Source organism: Sphingomonas sp. S-NIH.Pt3_0716 (assembly GCF_003950715.1).
GTDB lineage: Bacteria > Pseudomonadota > Alphaproteobacteria > Sphingomonadales > Sphingomonadaceae > Sphingobium > Sphingobium yanoikuyae_A.
On the sequence record NZ_QLJK01000008.1, the window covers coordinates 95,689 to 117,789 of the forward strand.

The window sequence follows — 22,101 nt, forward strand, 5'->3', positions numbered from 1 at the left end:
CAGTTTCCTGGCCTCCAGTTGGAGGATAATAAAGCGGCGGCAGCGGCCCTAGGCATCCGTGAGGATATGGTGCCGATCATGCGCGAACTGTATGAAATGGCAAAGGCTGGAGAAGTCGCTGCTGTAAATCGTGAGCATGATGCGGCAGAGGCCAAGGCGCGTGTAGAGAATGAGCGCAAGGCGCAGGAAGAGATTGACCGCCTGCGCGAGGAAGCGGACGAACGTCAGCGCCGGTCGATCGAGGATTTGTCTCGGCTCTATTATGACCTGTTCTCTGGCCATAGCAGCGATATCTGGCGGGATTTCAAACGCGAAGGCATGGAGGTCATGGCGACGCTGGCGGCGCAATGGACCATCGCGCAATTCTCCGGTCGGCCGTTCGATCCTCTGACGGCGCTGAACACGGCCACCAGCACCATGGGCTTTGGCGGGCCGGCAAGCGCCATCCTGTCGGCGCTGACCAACGGTGGCGGGCGCGCCAGCGGCCTGGCCCAACAGGCGGCCGCCGAAGGTGGCGATGCGGGGCAGATCGCGGCGGCGGCCGGCCTGGCCAAGCAGTTCGGCGCGACCAGCGGTCTCAGCGGGATTGCGGCCGGCGCTGCGTCGGTCATGGGACCGCTGGCGATCGCATCGGCGGCCAACAGCATGATAGGCGAAATTTTCGGTTTCAAGGGTGGCCCGCTGGGCGTGCTGACCGGCCCGATATCGAACCTGATCAATCCTAGTCGATCGGCGGGCGCCACCATCACCGGCCTGGACAGCGTGTCGATCGGCGGCAAGGACAAGAAACAATATGGCGTTGCCAGCGGACTGGCCGACAGTGTGCTGTCTGGCCTGAAGGATTTGGCCGACCAGCTGGGCGGCAGCGTCGGAAGCTTCCGCACCACGATCGGCATCCGCGACGGCGACTATCGCGTCAACCCGACCGGATCGTCGCTGAAGACGAAGAATGGCGCAGTCGAATTTGACGACGATGTCGAAGGCGCCATTGCCTATGCCATTGCCGACGCGGTGTCGGATGGCGCGATCATGGGTATATCGGAGGCGAGCAAGCGCCTTCTGACTTCGGGCGCCGACCTGTCTGAGGCGATCCAGAAAGCGGCCGCGATCGAGGCGATCCCCAAGGCGTTGCAGGCGCGTCTAGACCCGGTCGGTTACGCGATCGAGCAACTGAACGACAAATGGGACGACACCTGGGCGGCGTTGAAAGAAGGCGCTGCCACCGCTGAGCAGATGGCAGAAGCGCAGCAGCTCTATAATCTGGAGCTGGAAGAGGTGAAGAGCAGCACCGCCAGCGCCGCCCAAAGCCTGAAGGACTATCTGAAGGCCATGGATGCGGGATCGTCTTCGCCGCTGTCCCTGCGCGATCAGGAAAAGGCGGCCTATGATGAATTGGCCGTCTATCTCGACAAGATCGGCAAGGGCCAGTCGATCGACCAGAGCGCCTATCTGGATGCGGCCCAGACCTGGCTGGATATCGAGCGCCAGCTATACGGGTCGACATCCAAATATTTCGAGGCTTTTGACGCCATTCAGGCGGCGACCAGTTCTGCGATATCCTCGATCGAGAATGTCAGCTCCATTGCCAGCGCATCGGACCAGCTGGCGCAGGAAACCGCGTCGGCGGCCAAGACGACGGCCACCACGACAACCAGCATGGCCGCCGACACGTCCAACATGGTGCTGTTGCTGGAAAGGCAACTGGCCGCCAGTCAGGCGCTGTTGAAGGCTTTGGGTGCGAGCGATGGCTCCACTTTCACTGGCACTTCCCGGAACTACTGATGCCCGCCCTTCCCGCTGATATCGCCGCAGCCCTGCGGCCACAGATCGTCGTGTCCAACGAAGATGCGGCAATCAAGACGCGCTTTCCTTCCGCCCGGAACAACAGCGATCAGCCTGCCGAAGGCTTTTTCGATCTGCGGGCCGATGCAGAAGCGGCCGGTGCCCAGCGCCGGGCGCTGATCGGCACCGTGCGTCGCCGCTTCACCGTGAAGGTCGATGACATGCTGCTGATCGTGGACGGCGCAATCCCCACGCATCGGCTGATCGACACTGAACAGGGCGTCGATGCCGACATGATGGTCAGCCGGATCGAAGTCGATCTGGAAGACGAACAAACCAATGTGGAATATTTCGGATGAGCAATGCAGTGATCGTGAAGCCGCTGGCCTTTTCGTCTGCCAGCGCCAGCTCCACGGCGGCCGGTAGCGACCCTGCCTATGTCGGCAATGATCATATGGGCGTCGTGTGGAAAAGCGCCACGGGTGCCGCCAGTCAGACGCTGACGATCGACATGGGCGCCAATGTCACGATCGACAGCATCCTGCTGTTAGGCTGCACCGGCGCCAAGTCCAGTTGGACGCTGAAGGTGGAGGCGGCCACGGCGGCGCAGGGCGCGACCTTCCCGGCCGGATCATGGGCGGGCGCTGCCCTGCCCTTCCTGGCCGGCAGCGCCATGCCGGTGTCTGGCCGTGGCCGATCGGTCTGGTTTGCGCCCACGTCGCCGCCGCCGGCTTCGCGCTATTGGCGGCTGACTATCGCCGGGCTGGCCAATGCCGCCGCGACGGTCGCGCGTCTGGTCATGGGCCGCAAAATCCAGCTTCAGCGCAATTTCCAGTTCGGTGCCGCCTTTGGTGTCCGCGACATGAGCAATGTCGATTTTTCCGTTCGCGGGGTGCTGTTGCGCCGTCGCGGCGTGAAGCTGCGGTCTGTCGCCGTCACCTTCGGCGCCGTCTACAAGGATGAGGTCGAAGCCGTCGTGCATCCGCTGATCGAGGAAATCGGCATCAGCGAGCCTGTCGCCCTGATCACCGATCCCGACGATGATGCGCAGCGACAGAACCGCATCTGGTTCGGCCCGCTTGTCGGCGATCTGGGCACGGTCTGGGCGAAGCCCGGCGGCTTTGAATGGCGCGCCAGCCTGATCGGACTGAACGCATGAAGGCGTGGCTGATCCAGATTGACGCCTATGACGGCGCCACCGCCACCACGCTGCGCATGGCCAGCCATGACGATGACCGGCTGTGCCATCTCGACGGGCAGACCTGGTGGCCCGTGATCGCGAAGCTGCCGACGCTGCGCTATGATTTCTTCGACGGCAGCTTTGATGGCGGCTCGATCACGTCGCCGTCCGGCACGCTGGAAGCGAATATCGAGGCGATCCCGTCTCTTCCTCGCCTGGCTATCCACGACGCGCGTATCCGCATCTGGGGCGGCGAGCTGGGCGACGCATTCTCAAGCTTCGTGCTGACATTCGACGGCCGCGTGAAGGAACAGCCTTCTGTCGACGGCGGCGCCATGTCGATCAGCTTCGGCGCGGATGATAGCTGGCTGGATCAGCCGATGCTGGCGACCTATGCCGGCACCGGCGGGGCGGAAGGCGGCGCCGATCTGGAGGGGCAGGTCAAGACGCTGGCGCTTGGCGCGCCGCGCTTCGTCCCGGCCACTTTGGTCGATGCCGTCGACAATATCTATCAGCTGTCCGGCTATGGGACGCTCAACGGGTTTGAAGTGGCCTTTGAGCGACTGAACCGATTTGGCGCTCCTTCGGCCAATGCAGCGAGCTTCGCGGCCCTCAAGAGCGGCGCGGTGACGCGTGGGCAGTGGGCGACGTGCCGGGCGCAGGGCTTCGTCAAATTTGGCGCGCCGCCCGAAGGCCTGCTGTCCTTCCACCTTCAGGGCGATGCCGTGGGCGGCTGGAGCCGTCTGCCCGGCGATATCATCCGCCGTATCGCGACGATCGCGGGTGGCGCCGCCCGACTGTCGGCAGCGGACGTGGCCGCACTGAATGCCGCTCGCCCCTGGCCGCTCTCTATCGTCGTGAATGCCCAGACCACCGCGCGCGAGCTGATCCAGCGCATCGCCATGTCCGTCAACGCCGTCGCCTATGTCGATTGGCTGGGCGTATTGCGCCTGTCGGCGATCGGCATTGGCGCTGCCAACATGACGATCGCGGCCGATGGCAGCAGTCTGCCGCCCGTGGCCGATGTCCAGCAGATCGAAACCAGCGCCCCTTACTGGAAAATTGCCCAAGGTGCGGCCACCACCTGGCAGGTCCATGGACTAAACGACATCGCATTCAGCGCGCCGCTGAACCCGCGTGGCCCCTATGACCCTGACGAAACCTATCGTGAAGGCGACATGGTCACGCTGCCGAATGGCTCGCAATGGCTGTTTGTCGGCACCACGCCCGCGAAGGGGGCGGCCCCGGCGGACAATAACCCGAACTGGTTCCGCCTGTCCGACGCCATCACCGCCGGCAACATCACCTATGAAGATGGAACGCCGGTCGAGGAATTGAAGCCCGCAGAGCCGGGCGCAACCGATGGCATGAACGACGAAGAGCGGGATGAATTCGACCAGCTCGCTGCCGACACTGCTACCGCCCAGACCAATATCGCCGCTGCCCAGGCGCAGATTGCGGCGATCGAGGGAAGTGTTGCGGCTGACATTGGCGCTCTTGCCGACCAGATCGGATCGGTCAGTGCCAGCGTCGGTGAACTTGTTCTAGAGGTGGGTGCGGTCGCGACCGATGTGTCTGCCCTTACGGATAATGTTGGTACGATCGCTGCTGACCTTGTGGCTTTGTCCTCTCAGGTCGGAACCGTCGCCATCGATGTCGATGGTCTGAAAGCTGACATTCTGGCTGCGGGCGGCGCTATCGCCTCGCTGGAGAGCAATGTCAGCACGCAGGGCGCGTCGATCGCGACATTGCAGCAGGCGACCTCCAGCATCGGCGGCGACCTTGCAACCCTGACCACGCGGGTGACGGCCGGGTCGGCAAACCTGCTGCGCACCGGCGGGCTGGACGCAGGCACGCTGGACTGGGCCACCAACGGCGTCCTATCATTGGAATACTCCGCCAGCTTCGGGCGATGGCTGCGTGTCACCAGCGGGGCGGCCAATTTCTTCATCAACAGCTTGTCTGTACAGGTCGATCCGGGCGGCGCTTATACCGCATCGGTCGATACGATCTTCCAGGCGTCGGCGGGCACGATGATTGCCTCGCTGGTTTGGCTGAACAGCGGCGGCGCCGAAGTCGGGCGCGTTTGGGCGGGCAACCGGGGTGGACATTCGTTCGACAACAGTAATGCGGGTCGGGCGACCAATGCGGCCAGCGGCATCGCGCCCGCCAATGCCGCTGGGGCGCTGTTGCAGGTAAGCTGGAACAATGTGGCCGGGCTGGTCAACGCCGGTCTGCGCCAGGCGAAGATCGAGAATTATTCGACATGGACGCCGTTCAGTTCGGAAGCGTCGATCCGCTCGGCCTATACCGCCATCAGCACGCTCGACACCCAATATGCAGGCCTGTCGACCACGGTCGGGACACAGGGTGCCAGCATCGTCCAGAACGCGACAGCGATTACGAACCTGACTGGACGCACTGCGTCGCTGGAAAGCAATGTCAGCGCGCAGGGCGCATCGATCGTCACGCTGCAACAGGCCACATCGACGCAGGGCGGCCAGATCGCCCAGTTGACCACTGACCTGTCGACGGCGAACGCCAATATCGGGATCAACGCGACTGCGATCAGCACGACGAACACCAACCTGGCGCAGTTGACGACGCGGGTCGGATCGGCCGAAAGCGCGGTCAGCCAGAACGCGACGGCCATCAGCGGCCTGAACGGGCGCACCGCTTCGCTGGAGAGCAGTGTCAGCACGCAGGGCGCGTCGATCGCGACATTGCAGCAGGCGACCTCGACCATCGGCGGCGACCTTGCAACCCTGACCACGCGGGTGACGGCCGGGTCGGCAAACCTGCTGCGCACCGGCGGGCTGGACGCAGGCACGCTGGACTGGTCGAGCGAGGGCACGCTGTCGCTGGCATATTCGGCCAGCTTCGGGCGATGGCTGCGGGTCACCAGCGGTGCGGCCAACTTCTTCATCAACAGCACGGCGGTGCAGGTCGATCCGGGCGGCGCTTATACAGCATCGGTCGATACGATCTTCCAGGCGTCGGCAGGCACGATGATCGCCTCGCTGGTGTGGTTGAATAGCGGCGGCGTCGAAGTGGGCCGTGCGCTGGGTGGCAACCGTGGCGGCCATTCGTTCGACAACATAAATGCGGGTCGGGCCACCAATGCGGCCAGCGGCATCGCGCCCGCCAATGCGGCAAGCGCGCTGTTGCAGGTAAGCTGGAACAATGTCGCCGGTCTGGTCAACGCGGGTCTGCGCCAGGCAAAGATCGAGAATTATTCGACCTGGACGCCCTTCAGTTCCGAAGCCTCGATCCGATCGGCCTACACCGCCATCAGCACGCTCGACACCCAATATGCAGGCCTGTCGACCACGGTCGGGACACAGGGTGCCAGCATCGTCCAGAACGCGACAGCGATCACGAACCTGACCGGACGCACTGCGTCGCTGGAAAGCAATGTCAGCGCGCAGGGCGCATCGATCGTCACGCTGCAACAGGCCACATCGACGCAGGGCGGCCAGATCGCCCAGTTGACCACTGACCTGTCGACGGCGAACGCCAATATCGGGATCAACGCGACTGCGATCAGCACGACGAACACCAACCTGGCGCAGTTGACGACGCGGGTCGGATCGGCCGAAAGCGCGGTCAGCCAGAACGCGACGGCCATTAGCGGCCTGAACGGGCGCACGGCCTCCCTGGAAAGCAGTGTCAGCGCGCAGGGCGCGTCGATCGTGACATTGCAGCAGGCGACCTCGACCATCGGCGGCGACCTTGCAACCCTGACCACGCGGGTGACGGCCGGGTCGGCGAACCTGCTGCGCACCGGCGGGCTGGACGCAGGCACGCTGGACTGGTCGAGCGAGGGCACGCTGTCGCTGGCATATTCGGCCAGCTTCGGGCGATGGCTGCGCGTCACAACCGGCGCGGCCAACTTCTTCATCAACAGCACGGCGGTGCAGGTCGATCCGGGCGGCGCCTATACCGCATCGGTCGATACGATCTTCCAGGCGTCGGCAGGCACGATGATCGCCTCGCTGGTGTGGTTGAATAGCGGCGGCGCCGAAGTGGGCCGTGCGCTGGGTGGCAACCGGGGCGGGCATTCGTTCGACAACAGCAATGCGGGTCGGGCCACCAATGCGGCCAGCGGCATCGCGCCGGCTAATGCCTCAAGCGCGCTGTTGCAGGTAAGCTGGAATAATGTCGCCGGGCTTGTTAACGCCGGTCTGCGCCAAGCGAAGATCGAGAATTATACGACCTGGACGCCGTTCAGTTCGGAAGCGTCGATCCGCTCGGCCTATACCGCCATCAGCACGCTCGACACCCAGTATGCAGGCCTGTCGACCACGGTCGGGACACAGGGTGCCAGCATCGTCCAGAACGCGACAGCGATTACGAACCTGACTGGACGCACTGCGTCGCTGGAGAGCAATGTCAGCGCACAGGGTGCATCGATCGTCACGCTGCAACAGGCGACATCGACCATCAGTGGTGATGTCGCAAGCCTGACCACGCGAGTAACAGCCAGCGCCCCGAATCTCCTGCCACAAGGCGGTTTTGCCAACGGCATGGCCGATTGGGGCAATCCGGCAGGCTGGACCAGCAGTTCCGCCCTTGATCCCAACTGGGGGCGATATGTGTCGGTCAATGCAACAGGCAACACCTACGCGGGCACGCCGGTTCAACCAGCGCAGCCAAACCAGCAATATACGATCAGTGCGGATATCGATCGCGGTGGCACTAGCGGTGGCGCGGTTTTTGCCCGCATCGTCTGGACGCAGGCTGGTAATGTTCACAGCGTCGGCCCAATGGCGGTTAAATATGCGGGCGGCTTTTCCAACGACGAGGCGGCGCGGGTTTGGGGCACGGGGGCCTGTCCTTCTGACGCCAACGGCTTCTATGTGCAGCTTGGTGTGGAAGGTGTCACCGGCTACCAGCACTTCCGGCGCATCAAGGTCAATGCGGGCCATTATCCGGCGCGCTTCACCGAAGAAGCGGGCATCGTTCAGTCGTTTCAGGCGCTCTCCACGCTGACGACGCAATATGCCTCTCTCTCCAGCACCGTAGCGACTCAGGGCGTGACCATTAGTGCTCAGTCGACGGCGATCACGACGCTCAACGGGAACGTCGCAACGCTGTTCGGTCAATATGTCCTGGACATCGATGTGAACGGTCGCGTGGCGGGCATGAAGCTTGCCAGCAACGGAAGCGCTTCGAGCATAATTTTCCGCGCTGACCTTGTTCGGTTCGAGGATCCAGACCCCGGCACTGGCGCAATGGAGTGGAAAGACCAGGCAATCCAGATGCGGGACGGCGCAGGCAAGCTTCGCATGTACATGGGGTATCGCGCCTGATGCCCTATGTCTTCGAAATGCGGAATGACGCGGAACAGGTCATTTTCGACATGACCCGCAACGGCGGCAATATCCTTGGCACGCTGACCGTGACGGGAACGACCAGCGGATGGCAGGAAATTGACCTATCCTCGGTCCTGCCGCCGCGCTGCGTCCCGTGGATTATCCTTTCTCAGCTTGGGTCGCCTGGCGCGAGCGACGGCGAGGCCTATACCGAAACCACGGCCAACAAGGTGCGATACAATATCGGCGCCACCGCACCATCTAATCAGACCAGGATCGTCTATGGCTTCTACGGCCAAGGCGCTGGCACAAGCAGCTTGCCCAGCGGTTGGCAGGTCACGCTGCTCAATGACAATGACGCCTATTCGATCGGCGACCGGTTTCCGGTCTGGGGGCTGGTTGGGCGTGGTCAGGTATCGGGGACCGGGCGGACCACCAAGACGGTCACCTTCACTGGCGGTCAATATCCGCTGATGGCGGTGAAGCCGAACGGATGCAACGCGGCGGTCGAGCAGCTGGCCTACAACAGCTCGACCAACACCTGGACCTTCACGATCGGGATCTACTACCCGGAAAGCGGCAGCTGGACGGTAGACTGGTACATTTACGACAAGACGCCCACGGCCAAATCCACGGGCTGGATTTTCGAGATTTATGACGCGGCGGAAAATGTGCTGGTGTCTAGCAAATATCCGCCGCTCGCGATTGTCGCCCCGTTCAATCCGGGTGTCAGCAACTTCCCTGCGACGCAGAATTTTGCATCAGGGCGCAGCTACGCGATCCTTGCAACGCCGCGGCCCTATTACTTTCAGAGCGTCGAGACGATCGAGAACGACAGCGGCGTCATCATCGGCACGCAGGTGACCACGCTGGCGGGCGGCTGGGCCATCAGCGGCGGCGACATCACCCGCGCGCGATACAGCCATAATGGCTGGGACACGATGATGACGTTCGACCGGGCGCCCGCGACCATCATGGTGATCGACGTAACCAATCTTTGAAAAGGAGACAATGAATGCATAATCTCGTGAAACTCGTGCAATCCAGCGGCAAGGCCATCCTGTTGCCGGCCGACGCTATCGCCGCCGGTATCCTGCGCACGCTTGAACCCCATGAGCGTAAGAAGAACCCTGAAGCCAAGACTTTCGCCTGGGTCATCATGTCGGGCCAGGCGCAGACCGCTCTGCTGCGCGAAAGCCTGGGCTTCATCCTCAACAAAGCCGGTGGCAACAGCGGTGACCGCGTCGTGCTCAGGGGCCTGGGTGGCACCAAGGTCTCGATGCAGCGCGGCGCTTTCGTTCATGCGATCGAGAGCGAGCGCGTTCTTCGGGAAGACGACAAGCCCACGGGCAAGGAAATCTCGCGCGAGGATGCGACGATCCTCCAGACCAATCTGCATAGCCCGAACGGCCCGGTGGCCTTCTTTGTCGAGGAAAGCGCCGCTGATCTGTTCGACATCTTCAATGCAGATGCGTCGGACGATGATGGCAGCGTGGAATATGATGACGATGGCAATGAAATTGTCGCAGAAGACGAGACCGCCTCGCGCAAAAAGCGTGCGAAAGCGGCCTGATCGATCAGTCCTTCACCGCCGACCAATCGGGCCCGTCCTGCACGTTATAGGCGTCCATTAACTCGATGATGGCGCTGCGAGGTTGCTCAAAACGGCCTAACGTGGCGCCATTCAAGTCCAGATTACTGATATGATAAGCCCGGCCCTTGTCGTCGATGAGGATGGCGACAACGCGCTGGGCGCCAAGATGCGAGGTTAAATCCCCATCAGGGATCGGGCCATCTTTCGGCGGAACGGTTTCCGCCCACTGCTTCATCTTTTCAACCGGGCCGGCGGGTTCGTCGGTCATATCGTGCTCCGTCGTTGGCGGGGCAGCCTACCATAATGCCAGGAGTATGCACATGACCACGTCGAGTCCCACGCCCGCTGAGCTGCTGGCCCAGCGCAATGAAATCGATCGCCAGATCTCCATCGCCAACCTCGAAGGCCTCAAGGCTATTCAGGCCGCGCTGAAGTCCGGCAAGGTCGCCACGCTGGCCGTCGATCTCGAAGCGCTGCTGCCGCAGCTGGCGCCGTCCGGCGAGATGGGATCGCCGCACAGCCAGACCACCAACGTCATCACGACCGTCCGCAACGTGACCAACTTCTTCGACGGCGAAGTGGCGCGCGTGCAGGCGATTGTCGACGCGCAGGTAGCCGCCTGACACATGTCTGATCCGGGCTCGGCCGCCGGCGAGGCAGGGGGAATTATCGCCGGGGCTGTGGCCGTGCTCTATGCCTTGGGCAAAGGCACGGCCTGGCTACTCAACTGGAAGGATGCTCGGGCGCAATCCCGCGCCGCCAAGCTTCAGGTCTGGCACGATGAACTTGCCAGAAAGGAAAAGGATCAGGACGAACGCGACCGGCAATATCGGCAGCATATCGAAACCCAGCTGCGCCGGCTGGCCCTCGAAAACAGGGTGCTGCGGCGAGCATTCGAACTGGTGGCCGAACCGCTGCGCCGGCTGGAGCCGGACAATCCGAAACTGGCGCAGGCGCAATCCATGCTCGACCGCGCGTTCCCGCTCGATCCGGGCCTGCCGATCGACATGGGGGCGCTCCTGTCGATGATCGACGAACCGGGCGGCGAAGCCGAACTGGTCTGATCCACCGCACTACCAAGCTGACAGGGCGCCTTTGGCGCCCTTTTTCATGGAGCACAGAATGCAGAAAATCACCCAATGGCGCCGGGTATGGCGCTGGTGGAGTGTGCGGCTGAGCGCACTTGCCACGATCGTCTGGGCCTATCTTCTGGCATCGCCGGATTTGCTTTGGACTGTCCTCAACAGCCTGCCGCCCGACTTGCGTGACGTGGTGCCGCCGATCGCGCCGGTCGCCGTGTTCGTCGTCGTGACGATCGCGCGGAACCTTCAGCAGGGGCGCGACGATGGCAAATAAGAAGATCGTCTTCGGCGGCACCGGCACCGCGCTGGGCGCCGCCGTCGCTATCATCCTTGCCGGCATTTATCATGATGAGGGCGGCTATGTGAACCATCCGGCCGACCCCGGCGGGGAAACGCAACGCGGCGTGACCAAGTCTGTCGCGCGAGAAGAGGGATACAAAGGGGCGATGATCGCCTTTCCCAAGCAATGCGATGCAGACACACCGATCTGTTCGGACAAGGTCTATTTCGAACGCTTTATGAAGCGGCCGGGTTACCTGCCCATCATCGCCGCATCGCCTGCGGTTGGCGAAGAGCTTGTCAATTCGGCTGTGAACTTCGGGCCGGCGCGGCCCTCCGCTTGGCTGCAGCAATCGGTCAACGCGCTATGCCCGTCGTCCAGGCTGAAAGTCGACGCACGCGTAGGCGCCGGCACCCAAGGCGAGTTCCGATCCTGTCAGCGCATCATCGGCCGGGTCAGCTTTTGCCTGATGATGCTCGACCAGATGGATGGCCGGCAGAAGGCTGAATATGACCGCCTGGTCCGCGTCAATCCGCGACTCAAAGTTTTCTATCGCGGTTGGGTTAATCGGCGCATCGGCAACGTCGATCGTGCCAAGTGTCAAGCAGAACGCTGATGGGGCTCGTCGCTGGATTTCGAACTGGTTGGAAGGCCAGTGGTAGGCTGCAAACGTGCAGATAAATTTGTTAACTGTGGCGCAGTCCCGCGTCCTGCATTAGGCGATTGGCTCAGCAGGAGGTTCTCATGACGACGATCATTAGTATTTTCAATAACAAGGGCGGCGTTGGCAAGACGACCTATATGTATCATGTTGCTCATATGCTTGCTGAGCGCGGCAATAAGGTCTTGATGGTTGACTGTGACAGCCAATGCAATCTCACGGCGTATAGCTTGAGCGATACCGAGATCCGCCGCGCTTGGAGCCCCAACGGCAATAGTATCTTCCGCAATATCGAACCTGTATTCCGGGCACTGGGAGACATTCGCGATCGAGCGCCGTCCCGCGTCCTACACGCTAAAGGCGACCTCTTCATCATTCCCGGCGACTTGCGGCTTAGCGACTTCGAAGACCGGCTGGGCGACACATGGAACTCTGCGAAAGGCGGCAGTGAGTCGGATGTGCGCGCCCAATCCGCGATCCACCGTTACATCGAGACTGCGGCCGATAAGGTCGGCGCCGATATCGTCCTGATGGACCTTGGACCGAACCTCGGCGCGCTAAATCGTGCGGTGCTTGCCTCGTCTACGTACTTCATCACCCCCGTTGCCCCTGACCTGTTTTCTATCCAGGGAACCGAAAACCTCGGCAATAAGCTGGTGGCATGGAGGAAGGATTGGGATCAAGTAAACCAAGCTTGGCATGGGAATGACATCAGCATTCCCAACGGCAGCCCCACCTATCTCGGCTACGTCATCCAGCAGCACAATGTGCGCTCGAACCCGGAAGGCATGACGGCAGGCTGGCAAATTTACGGCAACGAGTTGGTGCCCGCCATCATGAACAACATCGTGGCGAAGCTGAAACCGATCGGTCAGGTGATCGAGTGGGATAGTGTTGATGATTACAAGCTAGGTCAGATACCGAACCTGCATAGTCTCATCCCATATTCTATGGATGCCAAAAAACCCATCTTCTATTGCAACGGCTCTGACGGCTTGAAGGGTGCCCACATCACCAAGGCTCGCGAAAGCGTTGAACATTTTGAAGATATTGTGGCGACGCTGGAACAGGTCATTGATCCGGATTTTTGAACCTCTTCATAGCCTAAATTGGGGCGCCGCACTGGTAAAACGCTCCGGTGTCACTCCGGTGAAACTCGTCCATTTTCATGGTTTGTTCATGCCTTTTTTGCGTTAGCCGAAGCATCGTAATGACGGATTTTCGCCATTTCCTAACCTATTCCCTGTGTTGACATCGCAGGGGTCGCAAGTTCAATCCTTGCCACGCCCACCATGATAAGGCCTTGGAAGTCTCCGGATTTCCGAGGCCTTATTTTTTGCGCTTTTCCGGCTATGACGCGCAGCAGCGAGACGGAGACCAGCAGATGATGGCGACATGTGGGATGATGGGCGGACGGCGGGTGCTGTTCGTGATGGCGATCGACGCCGAATATGGCCCGCAGCTGCAAGCCCGGATCACCCCGCTGATGACCGGCGTCGGCCCGGTCGAGGCGGCACTGGCCATGGCCGTGACGCTCGACCGGATGGCGCAGGCGGGCACCCTGCCCGATCTGGTCGTGTCGCTCGGCTCCGCCGGATCGCGCGTCGGCATGCTGGGGGAGGTCTATCAGGTCGCCAGCGTCTCCTGGCGCGACATGGATGCCTCTCGTCTGGGCTTCACCAAGGGGGTGACACCGCTGATCGACCATCCGGTCGATATTCCGCTGGTCACGCCGCTCGAAATCCGCGCCCTGCGCCTGTCGACCGGTGCCAATGTCGTGGGCGGCGAGGAATATGCGGCGATCGACGCCGACATGGTCGACATGGAAACTTTTGCGATCGCCCGCGCCTGCCAGCGCTTCGGCGTGCCGCTGATGGGGTTGCGCGGCATTTCCGATGGGCCGGGCGAGCTGAACGACATGCTCGGCTGGACGCAGTTGCTCTCGCTGATCGACGAAAAGCTGGCAGTGGCCGTCGATGCCCTCGGCGAGGCGCTTTAACAGCCGCCCGGCTGGCGCGCGGCGCCGCGCGGCCAGGACAGTTCATAGGTGACGAGGAAACCGTCATGGTCGGACAGTTCCGGCCCGCTCGGCCCGCCATCGAACATCGCCTCCACCCGGATCGGGCGAACCGAGACCCGATCACCCGGCCAGAAAAATTGCAGATCCTGCGTGTCCATCCAGGGTTCGTCGCCATCCCAGGACATGCGTACATCGCAGCCTGACGCGGCATCGGCGCAGACGCGATGGACCAGGTTGAGCGCCTGATAGCGAGAGAAATTCTCCCAGCGCGGTTCGGAATGGCGCATGTTGAAATCGCCACCGAAGATCAGCGGATAGGCGTCGTCATGGCTGGCATCGATGAAGGCCGAGGCTTCGAGCGCCTGCCGCTCATGCGCGGCGAGATTGCGCGGTCCGGGCGCGCGAGAAGCCCCGCGCGAGTTCATGTGGGTGTCATAGATGTCGATCGGCGTCGGCACGCCGGGCATGGCGATGCGGGCCAGCACGATCCCCTTGTTCGACAGGCAATCCAGGCCCGCACAGGATTTGCGGCCATAGGCGCGCTTCTGCGTCAGGAGGATCGGATAGCGCGAGGCGACCGCGAGGCCGCTGCCGGAAAAATGAATGCCGATCTCGCCCCGGTCGATATGCGACTTGCCCGGCAGCTTGTCCTTGGTCGACCCGCGCGCGCGGGTCGTGCGATGCGGGCCGGCGGCGATCGCCGGATAGCCGGTATCGGCCACCGCCTGCTTCGCCGATCCGCTGAACATTTCCTGGAACAGCACCACATCGGGCGCCGTCCCCGCCGCGCGCATGGCGGCCAGTCGCTCCGCTATCTGGTCAAGGGACGGCCCACGCCCGCTGCGTGCCGGCCAGCCCAGCCCCTCAATATTATAGGTCAGCACCGACAGGGTGGTGGTGATCCGCTGCGCATCCGGGGCGGCGAGCGCAGGCGCGACTGCCGCGCTACAGGACAATTCGCGATAGGGTGCCGGCGTCGCACAGGCCGATAGCAGCAGCGGCGCCACACAGGCACCGAACCGGCGGAGGAAGCGGGAAGTAGCGGCCATATGCTCCTCGTCATCGGATCGGCGTATCATGGCGCGAAAGGGCGCCCGCGACAACCGGCGCCTGGACCGGATCAGTCGCCCTCGAACAACAGGATCGCGCGCGAGGGGACACCGTCCTGCTCCAGCGCGGCAAGCCCGCCCAGATCCGGCAGGTCGATCGCGAACAGCGCCATCAGCACCTGCGCGCCCTGCTCGCGCAGCAACCGGGCCGCCGCCTGCGCCGTCCCGCCGGTGGCGATCAGATCGTCGACCAGCAGCACGCGCGCGTCCTGCGGCACCTGTCCTTCATGCAGTTCCAGCCGGTCGGTGCCATATTCCAGCACATAGTCGATGCCGACTGTCTTGCCCGGCAGCTTGCCCTTCTTGCGGACGGGCACGAAACCCTTGCCCAGCTTCAGCGCCAGCGCCGCGCCCAGGATGAAGCCGCGCGCCTCCACGCCGACGATCAGGTCGGGGTCGAGCGGTCCTGCCACCTTCGCCATCTGGTCGATCAGTTCGGCCAGACCCGGCCCATCGGCCAGCAGGGTCGTGATGTCGCGGAACTGGATGCCCGGCTTGGGGAAGTCGGGGATGGTGCGGACCAGCGCGGTCAGACTGTCGATGCTCATGGTTGAAGCCCCATAGGGAAAGGGCGCGCTCCCGACAAGGAACGCGCCCCATTCTTTCATGCCATCAGGCGACGCGCGGTCAGGCCGCCTTCTTCTTGTCCGCCCAGATATTCTGATAGGCCATATAGGCAAGGCCCGTGGCGATCAGCAGGAAGAGGATCGTCGCCACGCCCGCGCGCCGGCGATTTTCCAGCTTCGGCTCGGCCGTCCAGGTGAGGAAGGCGGCCACGTCCTGCGACATCTGATCGATGGTCGGCTTGGTGCCGTCGCCATAGGTCACCTGGCCATCGGCCGACAGCGGCGGCGCCATGGCAAGGTTCAGGTTGGCGAAATAGGGGTTGAAGTGCAGCCCTTCCGGCGTCTTGGCATCCGGGAACTCCTTGAGCAATTCCTTGCCCTTTGCGTTCTTGTAGCCAGCCTGATCCGTGAAGCCAGACAGCAGCGAATAGACATAGGCCGAGCCATGATGGCGCGCCTTGGTCATCAGCGACAGATCCGGCGGGATCGCATTATTGTTCGCCGCCGCCGCCGCGACGTTGTTCGCGAAGGGGGACGGGAAATAATCGGCCGGGATGCCGTCGCGGGTCGAGGCCTCACCCGTCGCCGGATCGACGCTGGGGGTCTTGATCGCCCAGTTCTTGGCGATCGCCTTGATCTCCGCCTCGTTATAGCCAATGCCGGCGAGGTCACGGAAGGCGACGAACTTAAGGCTGTGGCAGGCCGAACAGACCTCCTTGAACACCTGGAAGCCACGCTGGAGCTGCTGATTGTCATAGCGGCCCAGCGGCCCGTCGAACGAGAAGGAGACATGCTTGGGGGCCAGGTGGAATTCATGTTCCACCGTCTTGGCCGGAGGCTCCACCACATAGGAATAGGCACCCACGAGGAAGGAGATGAGCAGCCAGCCGGCGAAGAAGAGGCCGACAAGGAATGCGCCGATGCGTACCATGCTTGTCTTCCCCCTTATTCGGCCGGGACTGCGGCGGGTTCGCCGTCAGCCTTGGCATATTTGGCCAGCACCGCCTCGGTGATCGAATTGGGCAACGGCAGCGGCTTTTCGAAGCGCGCGATCATCGGCAGGATGATCAGGAAATGCGCGAAATAATAGGCCGCGGCGACCTGGCTGATCATCACATAGGGTTCTTCCGCCGGCGCACCGCCGCAATAACCCAGGATCAGCACGTCGAGCACCAGGATCCAGAAGAACGTCTTGAAGGTCGGACGATAGCTGCCCGAGCGCACCGGCGAGGTGTCGAGCCAGGGCAGGAAGAAGAGCAGCAGGATCGATGCGAACATCGCCAGCACGCCCAGCAGCTTGGCCGGCACGAAGAAGAAGTCGACGGTGAAGGCGCGCAGGATCGCGTAGAAAGGCCAGAAATACCATTCAGGCACGATATGCGCCGGGGTCGAAAGCGGGTTCGCCTCGATATAATTGTCCGGATGGCCCAGATAATTGGGCGCGAAGAAGAGCAGGATCGCGAACAGGATCAGGAAGACGCCCGCCCCGAAACCGTCCTTCGCGGTGTAATAGGGATGGAAAGGCACGGTATCCTGGGGGCCCTTCACCTCGACACCGGTCGGGTTGGAGGAACCGGGAATATGCAGCGCCCAGATATGCAGAATCACCACCGCCGCGATCACGAAGGGCAGCAGGAAGTGGAGCGAGAAGAAGCGGTTCAGCGAGGCATTGCCGGGGGCGAAGCCGCCCAGCAGCCAGGCCTGGATCGGCTCGCCCACCACCGGGATCGCGCCGAACAGGCCGGTAATGACCTTGGCCCCCCAATAGCTCATCTGCCCCCAGGGCAGGACATAGCCCATGAAGGCGGTCGCCATCATCAGCAGGAAGATGACGAGGCCGAGCAGCCAGACCATCTCGCGCGGCGCCTTGTAGCTACCGAAATAGAGGCCGCGGAAGATGTGCAAATAGACGACGATGAAGAAGAAGCTGGCGCCGTTGGCATGGGCATAGCGCATCAGCCAGCCCGCATTCACGTCGCGCATCGTCTGTTCGACGGTGCCGAAGGCGACCAGCGTGTTGGCGCCATAATGCATCGCCATGACCACGCCGGTGACGATCTGGATCAGCAGCGCCAGGCCAGCGAGGACACCGAAATTCCAGAAATAATTGAGATTGCGCGGCACCGGATAGCCGGCACCGACGGCATTGTAGACGAGGCGCGGCAGCGGCAGCTTCTCGTCGACCCACTGCATCAGCGGATGCTTGGGGGTATAATGTTCAGCCCATGGAAAGCTCATGACGGTCCCCCTCAACCCACAAGAATGGCAGTGTCGGAAGTGAAGCTATACTTCGGCACTTCCAGATTCTTGGGGGCAGGCCCCTTACGGATGCGGGCGGCCGTGTCATAGGACGAACCGTGGCAGGGGCAGAAATAACCGCCGAATTCGCCGCGATTTTCGCCCTCGCCCGCGCCCAGCGGCACACAGCCCAGATGGGTGCAGACGCCCATGGTGATCAGCCACTGCTTCTTGCCGTCGACCGTCCGCTCCTCCAGCGTCTGCGGATCGCGCAGCGTGGACGGGTCGACCTTGTCGGCCTCGGCAATTTCCTTTTCGGTGAGCTGGCGAACGAACAGCGGCTGCGACCGGAAGGTGGTCTTGATCGCCTGGCCCGGCTGGATCGCGGAAAGATCGACCTCGGTCGATGCGAGCGCCAATACGTCGGCGCTGGGGTTCATCTGATCGATGAGCGGGAGAATGACGCCGACGGCGCCCACCCCTGCGAAGCTCACCGCAGCGATATTGATGAAATCACGGCGACGCACTCCGTCTTCGCCGGATAGACCCTGCCCGTCAACTTGTTCTGAGTTCGCCATGCACCTCTACCCTTGCAAGACTTCCCTATTCACGCCGGAATGCCTTGAGTGATCCTGATTATCAAGGGAGTTAGGGTATACCCCGCCTCCCCCCGGCGTGGGTCAAAGGTCTGATAACCGGACTGTCAGGGCTTTGCCAACCGCAAAGTCATCCAGACTATGACAAATCGCCGCGCTGCATTATGCGACAGCCATGCGTATCGCTCTCTACCAGCCCGAAATCGCCGGCAATGTCGGCGCCATCCTGCGCCTCGCCGCCTGTTTTGCCGTGCCCGTCGACATCATCATGCCGACCGGATTCGCCTTTTCCGATGCCCGGCTGAAGCGCGCGGCAATGGATTATGGCGCAGCGGCGCAAGTCGTGCGCCACGCCAATTTCGAGGCGTTCGACGCGGAAAGACGGGCCGCCGGCCGCCGCCTGCTGCTGATGAGCAGCCACGCGTCGGAACGACTGCCCGATGTGACATTTCGCAGTGACGATGTCTTGCTGATGGGATCGGAAAGCGCGGGCGTGCCCGATCATGTCCGCGATCTGGCCGATATTCGCGTGCGCATTCCGATGGCACCGGGCTTCCGTTCGCTCAACATCGCCGTTTCCACCGGCATCGCCGTTGCCGAGGCCCTTCGCCAGACCGGGAGCTTCCCCGCATGACGCCTGACATCCGCTTTCCCCTGAACCCGCAGCAGCAGGCGGCCCGTATCTGGTTCGAATCGCTGCGCGACCGGATCTGCGCGGAGTTCGAGGCGATTGAGCGCGAAGCCGGCAGCGACGCCAGCTTCAGCTACACGCCCTGGGATCGCGAGACCGAAGGCGTTGCTCCCGGCGAAGGCGGCGGCGGCGTGCGCGGCGTGATGAAGGGCAAGGTCTTCGAGAAGGTGGGCGTCAACATCTCCACCGTGACCGGCGATCTTGCCCCCGGCTTTGCCCAGACCATCCATGGCGCGGCCGACAATCCGGCCTTTTTCGCCACCGGCATCAGCCTGGTCGCGCATATGGCGAACCCGCATGTGCCGGCCGTCCACATGAACACCCGCTTCCTCAACACCACCAAGACCTGGTTCGGCGGCGGCGCAGACCTCAATCCGCCCCTGCCGCGCGACGAGGATACGGCGGATTTCCATGCGGTGTTGCAGGCCGCCTGCGACGCCCATGATCCGGCCTATTATCCGCGCTTCAAGGCTTGGGCCGACGACTATTTCTTCATCCCCCATCGCGGCGTGCATCGCGGCGTCGGCGGCATCTTCTACGATCATCTCGAATGCGCGGACGATGCCGCGTTCGACGCCAATTTCACCTTCACCCGTGATGTCGGCGATGCTTTCCTGGCGGCCTTCCCGCCGATCGTGCGGCGGCGGATGAACGAGGCGTGGGGCGAGGAAGAGTATCGCACGATGCTGGAATGGCGCGGCCGCTATGCCGAATTCAACCTGGTTCATGACCGCGGCACCCTGTTCGGGCTCAAGACCGGCGGCAATATCGACGCGATCCTGATGAGCCTGCCGCCGATGGCGAGCTGGAGCTGACCCGATGGCGCTGACCCCGGTCGATCCGCGCGAGATCGCGACCATCGTCACCCATCTGGAAATGCGCGAGCGGCCCAGGCCCGCGCCGATCCCGCCCGCGCCGCTGCGGCTGGTGCCGTGGAAGACGCCGGACCTTGCCGCCTATCGCGCCCTGTTCCGCCGCGTGGGCGAGCCATGGCTGTGGTTCTCGCGGCTGGTGATGCCGGACGATCAGCTCGCGGCCATTCTGCATGATCCCTTGGTCGAGGTTTATGCCGTCACCGATCCGCGCGGGGTGGAGGTCGGCCTGCTGGAGCTGGATTTCCGCAGCCCGTCACAATGCGAGCTGGCCTTTTTCGGGCTGGTGCCCTCGCTCAACGGCAAGGGCCTTGGCAAATGGCTGATGGCGCAGGCCAAGTCACTCGCCTGGCGCAAGGGGGTGGAGCGCTTCTGGGTCCATACCTGCACGCTCGACAGCCCGGCGGCGCTCGGCTTCTACATCAAGTCGGGCTTCACCCCCTATGGCCGGGAGATCGAGACCTTCGCCGATCCGCGCCTGCTGGGCCTGCTGCCGCCCGAAGCAGCGCCGCAGATCCCGATGTTCGGTCAGCCGGCCGACGCCTGACGATAGATGCGGGCCAGCATCACCAGCATATAGACCTGGATCACGGTCGATACCGCCGCCGACGCGACGCCGCCCACCAGCCGGGCGGCCTCCGGCCCGGCGGCAAGGCCAGCGAGCGCACCAAAGATCGTCTGCGCCGCCATGCTGGCAATGCCCGACAGCAGGGTGATCAGGATGATGAAGCCCAGCAGCCGCCAGAAACAGCCCCGCGTCAGCGCCCAGGCATGGCGCAGCGAGGGCACCACCCCCTGATTGCCGTCGATCACCGCCGGATTGAGCAGCATCAGCCGGACGCTGGCGAAGATGGTGGCCCCACCGACAAAGGCGCCGAGGATGGCGCCGATGCTGGTACCCACGGACTCCGAGACCAGGCTGGCCAGGACGGCGACCAAAATCGCGGCCAGCATCAGCCCGCCGATCAGGAACATGGCGAGCAAGGCTGTGCCCAGCAGCACAGGCAGTCGCGCGAAGCCGAGGCGCAACGCCTCCCCAACGCTGATGCCCGGCCGCAGCGCGAGGGCGAACAGCGTCAGCGATCCGAACCAGATGATGACAACGCCCAGCAGCATCGCCAGCGCAAAGCCCGGCGGTATGTCGGGCAGGCCGGTGCGCTGGGGATTGGCCATCCATTCGGCCAGTTGCGGCGGCGTCATTTCCTGCAGGATCAACCCCGGCAGGGCCAGGAACAGCAGCGCGACGGGAAAGAGCAGCGACGCTTCGCGGGCGACGAAGGCAACCGCCTCCTCCCACGCCTTGCCGATCGAGACTGCCGCCATATCTAATGCCTACCCCTGTCCTGCGAAATGCGGCCCGAGACTTGATCGCTCGCCCCGCTCAAGTCAAGGAAGCGCCATGACCGATCCCCTGCCCTTTCCTGACGTCGAGTGGCGCAGCGATGCCGCCCCCTTCGACTATCCCACCGCCCTTGCCGATATGGAGGCGCGCGCCGCCGCCATTTATGAGGGCGAGGCGCGCGAGCGCGTCTGGCTGCTGGAGCATCCGCCGCTCTATACCGCGGGCACCAGCGCCGATCCGGCCGAACTGATCGACCCGCGCTTTCCCGTCCATGATGCCGGACGCGGCGGCCGCTACACCTATCATGGGCCGGGCCAGCGCATCGGCTATCTCAACATCGACCTGCGCGAACGCGGCAAGGATGTGCGCAATTTCGTCCATCATCTCGAAGGCTGGATGATCGACGCGCTCGCCGATCTGGGCATTGCCGCCCGCCGCGCCGAAGGGCGCATCGGCATCTGGACCGACGACACGCAGGGGCGCGAGGCAAAGATCGGTGCGCTGGGCATTCGCGTCCGTCGCTGGGTGACGCTGCACGGCTTTTCGATCAACGTCGATCCCGACCTGTCCCATTTTGGCGGCATCGTGCCGTGCGGGATCAGCGAGTTTCCCGTGACCAGCATCGCCGCACTGGGCGGCAATGCCTCGATGGAAGCCCTTGATGCCGCGCTCAAGGCGCATTTCCCTGCCTTTCTCGGCCGGCTGCGGCGCTGCGGATCGGGCGACGGCACGGGACTTGAGCAATGCGGGACCGCCCGCTAGGGTCCGCCACT

At 63.2% G+C, this 22,101-nt stretch carries 23 protein-coding genes; 16 read left to right on the plus strand and 7 right to left on the minus strand.

What is annotated here, in order from left to right:
• The first annotated feature begins 78 nt into the window (after nt 1-78).
• Genes BRX37_RS08455 through BRX37_RS08480 form a run of 6 tightly spaced genes read left to right on the plus strand, consistent with a single transcriptional unit; the run spans nt 79 to nt 9,850 of the window.
• A complete protein-coding gene (locus BRX37_RS08455; protein ID WP_164522435.1) occupies nt 79-1,782 on the plus strand; it encodes a hypothetical protein in 1,704 nt (567 codons plus the stop codon).
• Nucleotides 1,782-2,141 carry a hypothetical protein gene (locus BRX37_RS08460; RefSeq protein WP_122927931.1) on the plus strand — a complete coding sequence of 120 codons (360 nt, stop codon included), beginning with the start codon at nt 1,782-1,784 and terminating at the stop codon, nt 2,139-2,141. Before BRX37_RS08455 ends, BRX37_RS08460 begins: the two co-directional genes overlap by 1 nt.
• Nucleotides 2,138-2,941: a discoidin/SUN/FTP domain-containing protein gene (locus BRX37_RS08465; protein ID WP_125986334.1), complete on the plus strand. Its 804-nt coding sequence runs from the start codon at nt 2,138-2,140 to the stop codon at nt 2,939-2,941. Before BRX37_RS08460 ends, BRX37_RS08465 begins: the two co-directional genes overlap by 4 nt.
• Complete coding sequence (locus BRX37_RS08470; protein WP_125986336.1) at nt 2,938-8,274, plus strand: beta strand repeat-containing protein; 5,337 nt, start codon at nt 2,938-2,940, stop codon at nt 8,272-8,274. The genes BRX37_RS08465 and BRX37_RS08470 overlap by 4 nt, the downstream gene beginning before the upstream one ends.
• 17 nt (nt 8,275-8,291) lie before the next feature.
• A complete protein-coding gene (locus tag BRX37_RS08475; RefSeq protein WP_164522436.1) occupies nt 8,292-9,278 on the plus strand; it encodes a hypothetical protein in 987 nt (328 codons plus the stop codon).
• A gap of 14 nt (nt 9,279-9,292) precedes the next feature.
• Complete coding sequence (locus tag BRX37_RS08480; protein WP_125986341.1) at nt 9,293-9,850, plus strand: hypothetical protein; 558 nt, start codon at nt 9,293-9,295, stop codon at nt 9,848-9,850.
• Between the two features lie 4 nt (nt 9,851-9,854).
• On the opposite strand, the gene BRX37_RS08485 is transcribed toward BRX37_RS08480, so the two are convergent.
• Nucleotides 9,855-10,139 carry a hypothetical protein gene (locus tag BRX37_RS08485; protein ID WP_125986343.1) on the minus strand — a complete coding sequence of 95 codons (285 nt, stop codon included), beginning with the start codon at nt 10,137-10,139 and terminating at the stop codon, nt 9,855-9,857.
• A 52-nt stretch (nt 10,140-10,191) separates the two neighbouring features.
• On the opposite strand from BRX37_RS08485, the gene BRX37_RS08490 reads away from it, so the two are divergent.
• From BRX37_RS08490 to BRX37_RS08515, 6 genes are all read left to right on the plus strand, one after another.
• A complete protein-coding gene (locus BRX37_RS08490; RefSeq protein ID WP_318276640.1) occupies nt 10,192-10,494 on the plus strand; it encodes a hypothetical protein in 303 nt (100 codons plus the stop codon).
• Nucleotides 10,495-10,497: 3 nt separating this feature from the next.
• Entirely contained in the window at nt 10,498-10,935 is a 438-nt protein-coding gene (locus BRX37_RS08495; RefSeq protein ID WP_125986347.1) for a hypothetical protein, read from the plus strand.
• A 58-nt stretch (nt 10,936-10,993) separates the two neighbouring features.
• On the plus strand, nt 10,994-11,227 hold the full coding sequence (locus BRX37_RS08500; protein ID WP_125986349.1) for a DUF7940 domain-containing protein: 234 nt from the start codon (nt 10,994-10,996) through the stop codon (nt 11,225-11,227).
• On the plus strand, nt 11,217-11,849 hold the full coding sequence (locus BRX37_RS08505) for a glycosyl hydrolase 108 family protein (RefSeq protein WP_125986351.1): 633 nt from the start codon (nt 11,217-11,219) through the stop codon (nt 11,847-11,849). Before BRX37_RS08500 ends, BRX37_RS08505 begins: the two co-directional genes overlap by 11 nt.
• 128 nt (nt 11,850-11,977) lie before the next feature.
• The gene (locus BRX37_RS08510) at nt 11,978-12,985 is read left to right on the plus strand and encodes a ParA family protein (protein ID WP_125986353.1); all 1,008 of its coding nucleotides are present in this window, start codon (nt 11,978-11,980) and stop codon (nt 12,983-12,985) included.
• A gap of 293 nt (nt 12,986-13,278) precedes the next feature.
• Nucleotides 13,279-13,893, plus strand: a complete 615-nt coding sequence (locus BRX37_RS08515; protein WP_125986355.1) for a 5'-methylthioadenosine/S-adenosylhomocysteine nucleosidase — start codon at nt 13,279-13,281, stop codon at nt 13,891-13,893.
• On the opposite strand, the gene BRX37_RS08520 is transcribed toward BRX37_RS08515, so the two are convergent.
• The 5 genes from BRX37_RS08520 to petA form a co-directional block, all read right to left on the minus strand.
• Nucleotides 13,890-14,963, minus strand: coding sequence for an endonuclease/exonuclease/phosphatase family protein (locus tag BRX37_RS08520; protein ID WP_125986357.1), 1,074 nt, complete (start codon nt 14,961-14,963; stop codon nt 13,890-13,892). The genes BRX37_RS08515 and BRX37_RS08520 overlap by 4 nt on opposite strands.
• 71 nt (nt 14,964-15,034) lie before the next feature.
• Entirely contained in the window at nt 15,035-15,571 is a 537-nt protein-coding gene (locus BRX37_RS08525) for an adenine phosphoribosyltransferase (protein ID WP_017502592.1), read from the minus strand.
• Nucleotides 15,572-15,650: 79 nt separating this feature from the next.
• On the minus strand, nt 15,651-16,520 hold the full coding sequence (locus BRX37_RS08530; protein WP_097384299.1) for a cytochrome c1: 870 nt from the start codon (nt 16,518-16,520) through the stop codon (nt 15,651-15,653).
• Nucleotides 16,521-16,534: 14 nt separating this feature from the next.
• The gene (locus BRX37_RS08535) at nt 16,535-17,827 is read right to left on the minus strand and encodes a cytochrome b (protein ID WP_125986359.1); all 1,293 of its coding nucleotides are present in this window, start codon (nt 17,825-17,827) and stop codon (nt 16,535-16,537) included.
• 11 nt (nt 17,828-17,838) lie between these two features.
• A complete protein-coding gene (gene petA, locus BRX37_RS08540; RefSeq protein ID WP_125986361.1) occupies nt 17,839-18,405 on the minus strand; it encodes a ubiquinol-cytochrome c reductase iron-sulfur subunit in 567 nt (188 codons plus the stop codon).
• 193 nt (nt 18,406-18,598) lie between these two features.
• Here petA and BRX37_RS08545 point away from each other — a divergent pair, with 193 nt between their 5' ends.
• The 3 genes from BRX37_RS08545 to BRX37_RS08555 are packed head-to-tail and all read left to right on the plus strand — an operon-like array spanning nt 18,599 to nt 20,533.
• Nucleotides 18,599-19,057 (plus strand): tRNA (cytidine(34)-2'-O)-methyltransferase, encoded by a 459-nt coding sequence (locus BRX37_RS08545; RefSeq protein ID WP_017502590.1) that lies wholly within the window; start codon nt 18,599-18,601, stop codon nt 19,055-19,057.
• The gene (gene hemF / locus BRX37_RS08550) at nt 19,054-19,929 is read left to right on the plus strand and encodes an oxygen-dependent coproporphyrinogen oxidase (protein WP_125986363.1); all 876 of its coding nucleotides are present in this window, start codon (nt 19,054-19,056) and stop codon (nt 19,927-19,929) included. Before BRX37_RS08545 ends, hemF begins: the two co-directional genes overlap by 4 nt.
• 4 nt (nt 19,930-19,933) lie before the next feature.
• On the plus strand, nt 19,934-20,533 hold the full coding sequence (locus BRX37_RS08555) for a GNAT family N-acetyltransferase (protein WP_125986365.1): 600 nt from the start codon (nt 19,934-19,936) through the stop codon (nt 20,531-20,533).
• Here the strand turns inward: BRX37_RS08555 and BRX37_RS08560 are convergent.
• The gene (locus tag BRX37_RS08560; protein WP_004208165.1) at nt 20,515-21,309 is read right to left on the minus strand and encodes a DUF7847 domain-containing protein; all 795 of its coding nucleotides are present in this window, start codon (nt 21,307-21,309) and stop codon (nt 20,515-20,517) included. The two genes, BRX37_RS08555 and BRX37_RS08560, sit on opposite strands and share 19 nt — an antisense overlap.
• Nucleotides 21,310-21,385: 76 nt before the next feature.
• Here BRX37_RS08560 and lipB point away from each other — a divergent pair, with 76 nt between their 5' ends.
• Nucleotides 21,386-22,090 carry a lipoyl(octanoyl) transferase LipB gene (gene lipB, locus BRX37_RS08565; protein WP_125986367.1) on the plus strand — a complete coding sequence of 235 codons (705 nt, stop codon included), beginning with the start codon at nt 21,386-21,388 and terminating at the stop codon, nt 22,088-22,090.
• The last annotated feature ends 11 nt before the right edge of the window (nt 22,091-22,101 follow it).

Excerpts from the sequence above, each read along its gene's own strand:
- BRX37_RS08555 (WP_125986365.1), top strand. The coding sequence starts at position 19,934 with ATGGCGCTGACCCCGGTCGATCCGCGCGAGATCGCGACCATCGTCACC.
- petA (WP_125986361.1), bottom strand. The coding sequence starts at position 18,405 with ATGGCGAACTCAGAACAAGTTGACGGGCAGGGTCTATCCGGCGAAGAC.
- BRX37_RS08505 (WP_125986351.1), top strand. The coding sequence starts at position 11,217 with ATGGCAAATAAGAAGATCGTCTTCGGCGGCACCGGCACCGCGCTGGGC.
- BRX37_RS08500 (WP_125986349.1), top strand. The coding sequence starts at position 10,994 with ATGCAGAAAATCACCCAATGGCGCCGGGTATGGCGCTGGTGGAGTGTG.
- BRX37_RS08470 (WP_125986336.1), top strand. The coding sequence starts at position 2,938 with ATGAAGGCGTGGCTGATCCAGATTGACGCCTATGACGGCGCCACCGCC.
- BRX37_RS08530 (WP_097384299.1), bottom strand. The coding sequence starts at position 16,520 with ATGGTACGCATCGGCGCATTCCTTGTCGGCCTCTTCTTCGCCGGCTGG.
- BRX37_RS08535 (WP_125986359.1), bottom strand. The coding sequence starts at position 17,827 with ATGAGCTTTCCATGGGCTGAACATTATACCCCCAAGCATCCGCTGATG.
- BRX37_RS08485 (WP_125986343.1), bottom strand. The coding sequence starts at position 10,139 with ATGACCGACGAACCCGCCGGCCCGGTTGAAAAGATGAAGCAGTGGGCG.
- BRX37_RS08460 (WP_122927931.1), top strand. The coding sequence starts at position 1,782 with ATGCCCGCCCTTCCCGCTGATATCGCCGCAGCCCTGCGGCCACAGATC.
- BRX37_RS08465 (WP_125986334.1), top strand. The coding sequence starts at position 2,138 with ATGAGCAATGCAGTGATCGTGAAGCCGCTGGCCTTTTCGTCTGCCAGC.
- BRX37_RS08495 (WP_125986347.1), top strand. The coding sequence starts at position 10,498 with ATGTCTGATCCGGGCTCGGCCGCCGGCGAGGCAGGGGGAATTATCGCC.
- BRX37_RS08515 (WP_125986355.1), top strand. The coding sequence starts at position 13,279 with ATGATGGCGACATGTGGGATGATGGGCGGACGGCGGGTGCTGTTCGTG.
- BRX37_RS08560 (WP_004208165.1), bottom strand. The coding sequence starts at position 21,309 with ATGGCGGCAGTCTCGATCGGCAAGGCGTGGGAGGAGGCGGTTGCCTTC.
- BRX37_RS08455 (WP_164522435.1), top strand. The coding sequence starts at position 79 with ATGCGCGAACTGTATGAAATGGCAAAGGCTGGAGAAGTCGCTGCTGTA.
- lipB (WP_125986367.1), top strand. The coding sequence starts at position 21,386 with ATGACCGATCCCCTGCCCTTTCCTGACGTCGAGTGGCGCAGCGATGCC.
- BRX37_RS08520 (WP_125986357.1), bottom strand. The coding sequence starts at position 14,963 with ATGGCCGCTACTTCCCGCTTCCTCCGCCGGTTCGGTGCCTGTGTGGCG.
- BRX37_RS08525 (WP_017502592.1), bottom strand. The coding sequence starts at position 15,571 with ATGAGCATCGACAGTCTGACCGCGCTGGTCCGCACCATCCCCGACTTC.
- BRX37_RS08490 (WP_318276640.1), top strand. The coding sequence starts at position 10,192 with ATGACCACGTCGAGTCCCACGCCCGCTGAGCTGCTGGCCCAGCGCAAT.
- BRX37_RS08475 (WP_164522436.1), top strand. The coding sequence starts at position 8,292 with ATGCGGAATGACGCGGAACAGGTCATTTTCGACATGACCCGCAACGGC.
- hemF (WP_125986363.1), top strand. The coding sequence starts at position 19,054 with ATGACGCCTGACATCCGCTTTCCCCTGAACCCGCAGCAGCAGGCGGCC.
- BRX37_RS08510 (WP_125986353.1), top strand. The coding sequence starts at position 11,978 with ATGACGACGATCATTAGTATTTTCAATAACAAGGGCGGCGTTGGCAAG.
- BRX37_RS08545 (WP_017502590.1), top strand. The coding sequence starts at position 18,599 with ATGCGTATCGCTCTCTACCAGCCCGAAATCGCCGGCAATGTCGGCGCC.
- BRX37_RS08480 (WP_125986341.1), top strand. The coding sequence starts at position 9,293 with ATGCATAATCTCGTGAAACTCGTGCAATCCAGCGGCAAGGCCATCCTG.